This window comes from Streptococcus sp. k-628 (assembly GCF_013277475.1).
Lineage (GTDB): Bacteria > Bacillota > Bacilli > Lactobacillales > Streptococcaceae > Streptococcus.
The window spans coordinates 1-9,652 of the sequence record NZ_VMMZ01000082.1 but is presented as its reverse complement, the minus strand read 5'-3'; the positions used below and the strand labels follow the sequence as shown (position 1 = coordinate 9,652).

The window sequence follows — 9,652 nt, the reverse complement described above, 5'->3', positions numbered from 1 at the left end:
GAGTTCTCACTCATTTCTGCCACTGACAGATTTATTGTTTTTTTCATTGTTCAGTACTACAACCTTAGTTGTAGTGCCCTGCACATTGGTTCGTCTTGTTCAGTTTTCAAAGGTCTTTGTCACTCGCTTCCCTCAAGCGACAACTATATTAGTATATCACAGTCGCTTTCGCTTGTCAACACTTTTTTGAAACTTTTTTAATCTTTTTTCATCAAGTGTTCCTACCGCAACATACCATAGTCCGTACGGGATTCGAACCCGTGTTACCGCCGTGAAAAGGCGGTGTCTTAACCCCTTGACCAACGGACCAGAGTTGTTATTTTCAACTCTTACTATTATACAGTCTTTTTAAACTTTGTCAACACCTTTTTTAAACTTTTTTTATTAATTTTACAACAGCTTCAGTTCGAGCTGTATGTGGGAACATATCGACCGACTGGATATAATGAAGATCATAGACTTCTACTAAGCGTACCAAATCACGAGCCAAGGTCGAAACATTGCAAGAAATATAGACCATTTTTTCTGGTACATAAGTAAGAATAGTATCTAATAACTTATCATCCAGACCTGTACGTGGTGGATCCACAATCAGAGCATCTGCTCGGTAGCCTTCCTTATACCAGCGAGGAATAATCTCTTCTGCCGTTCCAGCTTCATAATGAGTATTGTCAAATCCCATTCTTTTAGCATTTCGCTTGGCATCTTCAATGGCTTCTGGAATAATATCCATACCTCTTAGTGTTTTAACTTTCTTTGCGAAGGCAAATCCAATCGTTCCAACTCCACAATAAGCGTCAATCAAATGGTCTTCTTTATTAACATCCAGGGCTTTTACCGCCTCGTTATAAAGGACTTCTGTTTGTTCAGGATTTAGTTGATAGAATGCTCGAGGGGATAGTGAAAATTCATAATCAAGAACACCTTCTTGAATACTCTTTTCTCCCCAGATAATCTCTGTCTTTTCACCATAAATCTCACTGGTTTTAGCTGTATTTGTATTAACAGCTACTGTCACAACCTCTGGAAAATCTTTAATTAAATCATTTACTAGTTGGGCTAAATTAAGCTGACGATTTGTAACAATAATAATCTGAACCTGTCCAGTCTTTCTTGCTCGTCGAACCATTATAGTTCTAACACCTAGAACTTTTCTCTCATCCGTGATTGGAATCTGGTGATAAGTAAGCAATTCTGCTAGACGATTAGCAATCACTTGGGTTTCCTTGTCTTGTACCAGGCAATCTTTCAACTCTACTAAATAGTGAGAGTTTTGTGCATATAAGCCCGCCTTGACCTGATTCTTAAATTTTCGAGTCTGAAATTGTAACTTAGCACGGTAGTACTTTGGTTCCTGCATACCAATCGTCGGGCGGATTTCATAATTTTCATATCCTACAGGAGCAAATTTTTTCAGCGCTTGATGAAGCAAGTCCGTCTTGAACTCCAGCTGCTTATCATAATGCAGGTGCATGATTTGGCAGCCTCCGCACTCATTGTAAATAGTACAAGCTGGCACAACTCGAAATTTAGACTTCTTGTTAACCTTTAGTAATTTTGCTTCAACAAAGTTGCGTTTAATAGAAGTAATCTGACAATAGATATCTTCACCTTTGAGAGCACCAGGCACAAAGACTAATGTTTTTTGATAAAAGCCGATTCCCTCACCATTAATTCCCATGCGCTTGATTTTTAATGGTATTTTTTGTTTTATTTTTAGATTCATAGGTCTATTATACCATGGAGTTTCTAAGATATTTAAGAATATGTTACAATAAAAGCATGAATTCAAAAACACCTCGCTTTAGTATACTAGATTTCCCTGAACAATTACGAAGCTATATCAAGGGAGCTAATCTCTCTGATAGTTCTTCTCATTCAAGTGCAACTGTCCTATATATAGATTCAGGTTACTATTTAAAAATAGATCAAAAAGGCAGATTAGCTCAAGAAGCTAAGATTGCAAGTTGGTTCGAAACTGAAGGATTGGGAACTCCAGTGATTACCTATTTATCAGCAAAAAAGGACTTCCTTCTGACCAAAGAAGCCATTGGCAGAAATGCTCTCGATTTTTTAAATCAACCCGAAAAACTCTGTCAAACCCTGGCTCAAGCATTAAACAAACTTCACAGTCTTAAACCACAATCTTTTCCGTCGGAAAATCATCTGAAGCGTTATAAAGAAAAAGCCTTAAAAAACTATCAGAAGGGGACTTTTTATAACAAGACTCTTCTGCCTCAATTTCATATTCACAGCCGTGAAGAAGCTTACCAACTGATACAAGAGAAAGGTCACCTTCTCAAAGCTAATGCTTTTATTCATGGAGATGCCTGCCTGCCAAATTTCATCTTGAAGGATGCCTCGCATTTTTCTTGCTTTATTGACTTGGGATTGGCCGCTTTTAGTGACCGACATATCGACCTCTTTTGGGCAATTTGGTCCCTTCATTACAACCTACAAGATGCTACGTATGCTGAATTATTTCTCGACTATTACGGTAGAGAATATGTAGATATGGATAAACTCCGACTTGTTGCAGCTTTCGAAGCATTTAGATGAAAGGAAATTATGAAAATCACAAAACTTGAAAAGAAAAAAAGACTCTATCTGATGGAGCTTGATAATGACAACAAATCCTACATTACTGAAGATACTATTGTTCGTTTTATGTTATCGAGAGATAAGGTGATAAGCGAAGAAGAATTGAAAGAGATTCAGGACTTTGCTCAATTTTCTTATGGTAAGAATCTGGCCCTCTACCATTTATCCTTTAAAGCACGCACTGAAAAAGAAGTCAGAGAATATCTGAAAAAATACGATATTGATGAAAACATCGTTTCTCAAGTCATTGTTAATCTTAAAGAAGATAAGTGGATTAATGATAGCCAGTACGCTTATGCTATCATCAATGCCAATCAACTTTCAGGAGACAAGGGGCCTTATGTACTGACTCAGAAACTAGCACAAAAGGGGGTTTCAAAATCTACTATAGAAGAGAACTTGAAAGAATTTGATTTTTCGGAAGTTGCTCAACGTGTAGCCAATAAACTATTGAAAAAATATGAGGGAAAACTTCCAGCTCGTGCCCTGCAAGATAAGATTATCCAGAACTTGACTAACAAGGGTTTTTCTTATTCTGATGCTAAAAGTGCCTTTGACGACTTAGATAGCCAAGTCGACCAAGAAACGACTCAAGAACTCATCTTCAAGGAACTTGATAAGCAATATGCTAAGTATGCTCGAAAGTATGAAGGATACGAACTTAAACAGCGTTTAACCCAAGTTTTAGCACGCAAAGGCTACGATTTTTCGGATATAGCAAGCGCTCTTAGAGAATATCTTTAATATTTCCAAGTGAAATTCACAGATTTTAGGTAATTTTATGGTACAATAGTAAATGATAAACTTATAAATTGTAGAAAGTTGGTTAGTTATGAAGCTTCCAAAAGAAGGCGACTTTATTACAATTCAAAGTTATAAGCATGATGGGAGTCTCCACCGAACTTGGCGGGACACCATGGTACTAAAAACAACAGAAAACGCCATTATTGGTGTCAACGATCATACACTTGTTACCGAAAGTGATGGTCGTCGTTGGGTCACTCGAGAACCGGCTATTGTTTACTTTCACAAGAAATATTGGTTTAATATCATTGCCATGATTCGTGATAATGGAACTTCCTACTATTGCAATATGGCTAGCCCCTACTATCTGGATGAAGAAGCACTGAAGTATATTGATTACGATTTGGATGTTAAAATTTTTACAGATGGAGAGAAACGCCTCTTGGACGTTGAGGAGTATGAGCGTCACAAACGCAAAATGAATTATTCTGATGACTTGGACTATATTTTAAAAGAACATGTCAAAATTCTTGTTGATTGGATTAATAATGGACGTGGTCCTTTCTCAGAAGCCTATGTAAACATTTGGTACAAGCGCTATGTAGAACTAAAGAATCGGTAAAGTTGTCAAACTAGGGTGAAAGCCCTGGTTTTTTTATTTGAAAAAACCAGCTTTTCAGCTGGGTTGATTTCTATATATCTAATTTCGTAACAGTAAATTTGATGTGGGAATAGTCTTTTTCAACATCCTTATCAAGCATGAACGCTGTGGCGTCCTTCTTAACCTGAACCAAATCAATATTCTGAGCCTGGGCCGCATAGACGCATCCACAATAACATTGACGATAGATATCATACTCTTCACACATCTCCACTGAACGTTTGTAGCCTTGATTTTTCTTGAAATCACTTGGAAGATAGTGGGTTGTATAAATTTTTTGCACATCGATTCCGATGCTGTTAATGGTTTGAGAATTCTTATGAGGACTGATGGTCAAAGCTGAACCAAAGTAGTCAAAGCCCAGATCCATAGCCACTTGAGCTGTCTTATCCAGTCGGTAGTCAAAGCAAACCTTACAACGGTCACCACCTTCAGGCTCTTCTTCCAAACCTCGAACCAGTTTACGATATTCGTTAGGTTCATAAGGAGCTTCTAGGTATTGAACGTTATTGCCAGTTCGCTCATTGAAATCACTGACAAACTTTTTAGTCACATAGGCACGCTTATGGTATTCTGCCTTGGGATGGATATTAGAATTGGCAAAATAGATAGTCACGTCTGCATACTTAGTCAAATATTCTAGAGTATAAGTACTACAAGGGGCACAGCAAACGTGCATGAGAATAGTTGGACGTTGCTCATTTTTCTCCCATACTTGTACCATCTTCTGCATGACACGGTCATAATTAATCTTCTGATTGGGGTTCATCTTGCTCAGAATTTCTTCTACATCGATCATGTTCTTCTCCTTTTTCTAGTCTTATTTTATCATATAAGTTAGGAGAGCTCAAATCAATTTAGAAGTGAATAGCATAAAAAAGGAGGAATAGCCATTCCCTCCTTTTGTGTTTTTTATAAGTTGCTATCTACAGAAAGCTTACATCATGCCGCCCATCATGCTTGGATCCATTGCTGGAGCTGGGGCCACTGGTTCTGGTTTATTGGCTACGACTGCTTCCGTAGTCAAAATCAAGCTGGCTACAGATGCTGCATTTTGTAGGGCTGAACGGCTCACTTTAACTGGGTCGATAATCCCTTGATCAATCATGTTAACCCACTCACCAGTTGCTGCGTTGAAGCCTGTACCAAGTTCGGCATTTTTCAAACGATCGATAACAATAGAACCTTCGAATCCTGCATTGTGGGCGATCTGACGAACAGGTTCTTCCAAAGCACGAAGAACAATATTGCGACCCGTTGCTTCGTCTCCTATCAATTCCAAATCAGCCACGGCTGGGATAACATTTACAAGGGCTGTTCCACCACCTGCAACGATACCTTCTTCAACGGCTGCACGAGTAGCGTTGAGGGCATCTTCGATGCGGAGTTTCATTTCTTTCAACTCAGTCTCAGTTGCAGCTCCGACCTTAATAACCGCTACACCACCTGACAATTTCGCCAAACGTTCTTGCAATTTTTCACGGTCAAATTCAGAAGTTGTGGTTTCGATTTGAGACTTGATAACTGCAACACGGTGAGAAATCGCTTCAGGATTTCCCGCACCTTCTACGATAACCGTGCTATCTTTGTCCACAGTTACTCTCGCTGCTTGACCAAGTGCTTCAATTGTAGCATCTTTCAACTCAAGACCAAGGTCTTCTGTGATAACTGTTCCGCCTGTTAAGATGGCTATATCTTCAAGCATGGCTTTGCGACGGTCACCAAAACCAGGTGCCTTGACTGCTACTACGTTGAAGGTTCCACGAATCTTGTTCAATACAAGGGTTGGAAGAGCCTCACCATCCACATCATCCGCAATAATCAAAAGCGGACGGTTGCTTTGGAGAATACTTTCCAATAGTGGCAAGATTTCTTGGATATTTGAAATCTTCTTGTCTGTAATCAAAATGTATGGATTTTCAAGGTCAGCCACCATTTTTTCGCTATCTGTCACCATGTACTGTGAAAGGTAACCACGGTCAAACTGCATTCCTTCTACGACTTCAAGCTCTGTTTCCATACCACGTGACTCTTCGATAGTGATGACACCATCTTTGCCAACTTTTTCCATAGCTTCAGAAATGTACTCACCGACTTTTTCAGAACGAGAAGATACGGCAGCAACCTGAGCGATAGCTTCTTTGTTGGCAACAGGGATGGCGTTGTTTTTCAAAGCTTCAACCGCTGCAGCAACCGCTGTTTCAATTCCACGACGAATGCCAATTGGATTTGCACCTGCTGTGACGTTTTTGATTCCTTCACGGACGATTGCTTGGGTCAAAACAGTTGCAGTTGTAGTCCCATCACCTGCGATATCGTTGGTTTTTGAAGCTACTTCTGATACCAATTTGGCACCCATATTTTCAAAATGGTCTTCCAATTCGATTTCTTTGGCAATGGTCACACCGTCATTGGTAATCAAGGGTGAGCCAAATGATTTTTCAAGAACGACGTTACGACCTTTTGGTCCCAAGGTTACTTTAACAGTATCTGCAAGGATATCGACACCACGGACCATAGCTGAACGAGCATCAGATGAAAATTTAATTTCTTTTGACATACTTACTTTCTCCTTCTATTCTTCAATGATTGCCAAGATGTTAGCTTCGCCTACGATGATGTACTTTTCATCGCCATCTTTGACATCAAGACCTGCGTGAGCTTCAACTAAGACACGGTCTCCAGGCTTAACACTTGGAGCTACCAAGTCACCGTTCAAGGTACGAACACCTTGTCCAGTAGCCACAACTTTGGCTGTCTTTGTTTTTTCTTGGGCTGAGCCTGCAAGGACAAAACCTCCAACATTTTGTTCCTTTTCTTCTATTTTTAAGACCACACGGTCCCCTAATGGTTTCAACATCTGATTTCCTCCATAATGAGATAGATAGTATTAGCACTCTTTATATCTGAGTGCTAAATCATAGTTCTATTGTATCACTTGGTCAGAAATAGTCAAGAAAAAAGTCTGACTTTCTCAAGATAAAAAGCCTGAGACCAACTCAGACTTTTTAATGTTTAAAATGGCAATTCCTCCTCTTCCAAAACCAAATCCGACAAATCTTGACCTGCATTATTTTCTCGCATAGCACGTTGGGCACGACTTTCCAAGAGTTGGAATCCTGTGACAAGTACTTCGGTCACATAATTCATTTGACCATTTTTCTCAAAACGACGGGTACGCAATTCCCCATCAACGGAAATAAGACTACCTTTGGTTGCGTAGCTTGCCAAAGTTTCTGCTAGTCTGCCCCATAGGACCATATTGACAAAATCAGCTTCGCGTTCCCCGTTTTGGTCTTTGTAACGACGATTTACAGCGATAGTTGCTCGCGCTACTGACTTGTCATTGTTGGTTTTGTGCAATTCTGGTGTAGACGTCAAGCGTCCGATTAAAATAACTTTATTATACATATTTTCTTCCTCCTACTTATCTATTCGTAGAAAATCAAAAAAAGTTACAGAAATTTGTAACTTTTCGAGGAAATTTTTTACTTTTTATGAACCATGAAACCTGTCGCCTGTTGATTGGCCATAATAGTCATATCTGTAATCTGCACACGATGAGGTTGACTGGTCACATAGACTACTGTGTCTGCAATATCCTGAGCTTGCAAGGCTTCGATTCCTTGGTAAACGGACGCAGCTCGCTCTTTGTCACCATGAAAACGCACTGTAGAAAAATCTGTTTCGACAATTCCAGGCTGAATGGTGGTCACCTTGATATCTGTTGCAATGGTATCAATTCGCAGACCATCTGAAAAGGTCTTAACTGCTGCCTTGGTAGCTGAGTAAACAGCGGCACCTGCATAGGCGTAGATTCCTGCGGTTGACCCCATGTTGATGATATGTCCTTGATTGGCTTTTACCATTGCTGGCAAGAAACAGCGAGTAACTGCCATCAAACCTTTGACATTGGTATCCAGCATGGTCAACATATCCAACTCTTCATAGTCCTGATAAGGTGCTAAACCTAGAGCCAGTCCGGCATTGTTGACCAGAATATCAATCTGACCTATCGTTTCTAGAATATCAGAGCAGACAATCTTTACCATGATCATATCCGTCACATCTAGTTGAAAAGTCCAAACTGTTTGATTTGGAAAAGTTTCTGCAAACTCCGACTTGAGGGTTTCTAATCGGTCTATCCGTCGTCCAGTTAGAACGACATTCTCACCCTTCTCCAGATAAGCACGCGCAATTGCTTCACCAATACCTGATGTCGCTCCTGTAATCACAACATTTTTTGCCATCTTATTTCCTTCTAGCTGGTCTATCAGATACTAACAACTTCTTAGGCAGTCCAGTGTTTAGCTGGATCAAATGGAGTTCCGACAACTTGGTCTTCTGATAATTCAAGCACCCCACGTTTTTGCGGAGCATTTGGCAGATGCAATTCACGAGGACTGCACATCATTCCAAAACTCTTTTCACCACGAAGCTCACCTGGGAAAATGAGGTTGCCTTTGGGCATCATAGCTCCAGGAAGAGCCACAATGGTTTTCAGACCGACACGCGCATTGGGAGCTCCTGCAACGATTTGTACGGTCTTATCACTTGCGACTGCAACTTGGCAGATGTTGAGGTGGTCACTATCTGGATGGGCTACCATCTCGACAATCTCACCAACAACAAACTTAGGTTCCTTGTCATTGACAATTTCTTCTGTAAATCCTTCTGCCTGCAACTCTTGGTTTAAACATGCTACTTGCTCATCTGACAAAAAGACTTGGCCGCGCTCTGCAATTTCAAATAAACTTGAAACTTCGAAAATATTCCAAGCCACTGTTTCCCCATTATCTTTGAGAAAAACACGGGCTACCTTGCCTTTGCGCTCCACGTCCAGTTTGGAATCTCCGCTATTTTTCACGATGACCATAAGGACATCACCGACATGTTCTTTGTTATATGTAAAAATCATTGTTTCTCTTTTCTCCTATTTCAATCCTGCTAAAAAGTCGTTAATTTGTTGCTTGCTTTTACGGTCGCGATTGACAAAACGACCGATTTCCTTGTCCTTTTCTAGAACAACAAGGCTAGGAATGCCGTAAACATCCCAGAGTTTGGCCAAATCCATATACTGGTCTCGGTCCACACGAATAAAGGTGAACTCTGGATTGGTCTCCTCAATTTCTGGTAAGGCAGGATAGATATAACGACAATCGCCACACCAGTCTGCCACAAAAAGAAAGACCTTCTTGCCATCTTTTTCTACTAAGGATGCTAATTCTTCTAAACTTGCTGGTTGTATCATAAAACTTCCTCCTCATAGACTAGGTCTTCATTTTCATAGACAAAGGTATAATGACGACCATCCTCAAAAATCACGCCACCAACCAAGCTCTCCAGACTGCTTTCATAAACTTGAACATAGAGGGTAGCAATTTCCCCCATGTCTGAAAAATGGTCTCGCACAATCGCTGTCAACTCTTCCTGAGTCTTCCTGAGCTTATGGTCATCTGCAACTTTTTTCGTAGCAAGGGCAAGGCTCCCAATACCAAACAGAGCCAAGCCTGCCATCCACATTTTTTTAGCTTTCATACCATTCATTTTAACACAAAAAAGGCTTTAGGACAAATGAGGAAGCAGCAGAAAAGCAAGTAAAAAGCCTCTTCCTTTAAGGAAAAGGACTTCTTATACTCAATGAAA

At 40.2% G+C, this 9,652-nt stretch carries 12 protein-coding genes and 1 tRNA gene; 3 read left to right on the top strand and 10 right to left on the bottom strand.

The annotated features are described in order from the left end of the window. Nucleotides 1-237: 237 nt before the first annotated feature. Nucleotides 238-309: transfer RNA gene (locus HT730_RS09170), tRNA-Glu, on the bottom strand. 61 nt (nucleotides 310-370) lie between these two features. Further along, on the bottom strand, nucleotides 371-1,726 hold the full coding sequence (gene rlmD, locus HT730_RS09165) for a 23S rRNA (uracil(1939)-C(5))-methyltransferase RlmD (RefSeq protein ID WP_173307406.1): 1,356 nt from the start codon (nucleotides 1,724-1,726) through the stop codon (nucleotides 371-373). A gap of 56 nt (nucleotides 1,727-1,782) precedes the next feature. Between rlmD and HT730_RS09160 the strand changes: the two genes are divergently transcribed. The 3 genes from HT730_RS09160 (at nucleotide 1,783) to HT730_RS09150 (ending at nucleotide 3,967) form a co-directional block, all read left to right on the top strand. Then, entirely contained in the window at nucleotides 1,783-2,559 is a 777-nt protein-coding gene (locus HT730_RS09160; RefSeq protein ID WP_173307407.1) for an aminoglycoside 3'-phosphotransferase, read from the top strand. A 9-nt stretch (nucleotides 2,560-2,568) separates the two neighbouring features. Further along, entirely contained in the window at nucleotides 2,569-3,345 is a 777-nt protein-coding gene (recX, locus tag HT730_RS09155; RefSeq protein ID WP_173307405.1) for a recombination regulator RecX, read from the top strand. Nucleotides 3,346-3,433: 88 nt separating this feature from the next. After that, the gene (locus HT730_RS09150) at nucleotides 3,434-3,967 is read left to right on the top strand and encodes a DUF402 domain-containing protein (protein WP_000775321.1); all 534 of its coding nucleotides are present in this window, start codon (nucleotides 3,434-3,436) and stop codon (nucleotides 3,965-3,967) included. 70 nt (nucleotides 3,968-4,037) lie between these two features. Here HT730_RS09150 and HT730_RS09145 read toward each other — a convergent pair whose 3' ends face one another. The 8 genes from HT730_RS09145 to HT730_RS09110 all read right to left on the bottom strand — a co-directional run bounded on the left by HT730_RS09145 (nucleotide 4,038) and on the right by HT730_RS09110 (nucleotide 9,553). Further along, complete coding sequence (locus HT730_RS09145) at nucleotides 4,038-4,805, bottom strand: epoxyqueuosine reductase QueH (protein ID WP_049510180.1); 768 nt, start codon at nucleotides 4,803-4,805, stop codon at nucleotides 4,038-4,040. Nucleotides 4,806-4,943: 138 nt separating this feature from the next. Then, a complete protein-coding gene (groL, locus tag HT730_RS09140; protein ID WP_173307404.1) occupies nucleotides 4,944-6,566 on the bottom strand; it encodes a chaperonin GroEL in 1,623 nt (540 codons plus the stop codon). 15 nt (nucleotides 6,567-6,581) lie between these two features. Continuing rightward, nucleotides 6,582-6,866 (bottom strand): co-chaperone GroES, encoded by a 285-nt coding sequence (groES, locus tag HT730_RS09135; protein ID WP_173307403.1) that lies wholly within the window; start codon nucleotides 6,864-6,866, stop codon nucleotides 6,582-6,584. Nucleotides 6,867-7,021: 155 nt separating this feature from the next. After that, nucleotides 7,022-7,417, bottom strand: a complete 396-nt coding sequence (locus HT730_RS09130; protein WP_173307402.1) for a single-stranded DNA-binding protein — start codon at nucleotides 7,415-7,417, stop codon at nucleotides 7,022-7,024. Between the two features lie 77 nt (nucleotides 7,418-7,494). Continuing rightward, complete coding sequence (locus tag HT730_RS09125) at nucleotides 7,495-8,256, bottom strand: SDR family NAD(P)-dependent oxidoreductase (protein ID WP_173307401.1); 762 nt, start codon at nucleotides 8,254-8,256, stop codon at nucleotides 7,495-7,497. 41 nt (nucleotides 8,257-8,297) lie between these two features. Further along, a complete protein-coding gene (ytpR, locus tag HT730_RS09120; RefSeq protein WP_173307400.1) occupies nucleotides 8,298-8,924 on the bottom strand; it encodes a YtpR family tRNA-binding protein in 627 nt (208 codons plus the stop codon). A 15-nt stretch (nucleotides 8,925-8,939) separates the two neighbouring features. Next, nucleotides 8,940-9,257, bottom strand: a complete 318-nt coding sequence (locus HT730_RS09115) for a thioredoxin family protein (RefSeq protein ID WP_000615777.1) — start codon at nucleotides 9,255-9,257, stop codon at nucleotides 8,940-8,942. Next, nucleotides 9,254-9,553 carry a DUF4651 domain-containing protein gene (locus HT730_RS09110; RefSeq protein ID WP_172934433.1) on the bottom strand — a complete coding sequence of 100 codons (300 nt, stop codon included), beginning with the start codon at nucleotides 9,551-9,553 and terminating at the stop codon, nucleotides 9,254-9,256. The genes HT730_RS09115 and HT730_RS09110 overlap by 4 nt, the downstream gene beginning before the upstream one ends. Nucleotides 9,554-9,652: the final 99 nt, after the last annotated feature.

What these genes read in the sequence shown, in the direction of transcription:
- groES (WP_173307403.1), bottom strand. Translation starts at nt 6,866, where the DNA reads ATGTTGAAACCATTAGGGGACCGTGTGGTCTTAAAAATAGAAGAAAAG.
- groL (WP_173307404.1), bottom strand. Translation starts at nt 6,566, where the DNA reads ATGTCAAAAGAAATTAAATTTTCATCTGATGCTCGTTCAGCTATGGTC.
- HT730_RS09125 (WP_173307401.1), bottom strand. Translation starts at nt 8,256, where the DNA reads ATGGCAAAAAATGTTGTGATTACAGGAGCGACATCAGGTATTGGTGAA.
- HT730_RS09130 (WP_173307402.1), bottom strand. Translation starts at nt 7,417, where the DNA reads ATGTATAATAAAGTTATTTTAATCGGACGCTTGACGTCTACACCAGAA.
- HT730_RS09115 (WP_000615777.1), bottom strand. Translation starts at nt 9,257, where the DNA reads ATGATACAACCAGCAAGTTTAGAAGAATTAGCATCCTTAGTAGAAAAA.
- HT730_RS09150 (WP_000775321.1), top strand. Translation starts at nt 3,434, where the DNA reads ATGAAGCTTCCAAAAGAAGGCGACTTTATTACAATTCAAAGTTATAAG.
- HT730_RS09160 (WP_173307407.1), top strand. Translation starts at nt 1,783, where the DNA reads ATGAATTCAAAAACACCTCGCTTTAGTATACTAGATTTCCCTGAACAA.
- ytpR (WP_173307400.1), bottom strand. Translation starts at nt 8,924, where the DNA reads ATGATTTTTACATATAACAAAGAACATGTCGGTGATGTCCTTATGGTC.
- HT730_RS09145 (WP_049510180.1), bottom strand. Translation starts at nt 4,805, where the DNA reads ATGATCGATGTAGAAGAAATTCTGAGCAAGATGAACCCCAATCAGAAG.
- recX (WP_173307405.1), top strand. Translation starts at nt 2,569, where the DNA reads ATGAAAATCACAAAACTTGAAAAGAAAAAAAGACTCTATCTGATGGAG.
- HT730_RS09110 (WP_172934433.1), bottom strand. Translation starts at nt 9,553, where the DNA reads ATGAATGGTATGAAAGCTAAAAAAATGTGGATGGCAGGCTTGGCTCTG.
- rlmD (WP_173307406.1), bottom strand. Translation starts at nt 1,726, where the DNA reads ATGAATCTAAAAATAAAACAAAAAATACCATTAAAAATCAAGCGCATG.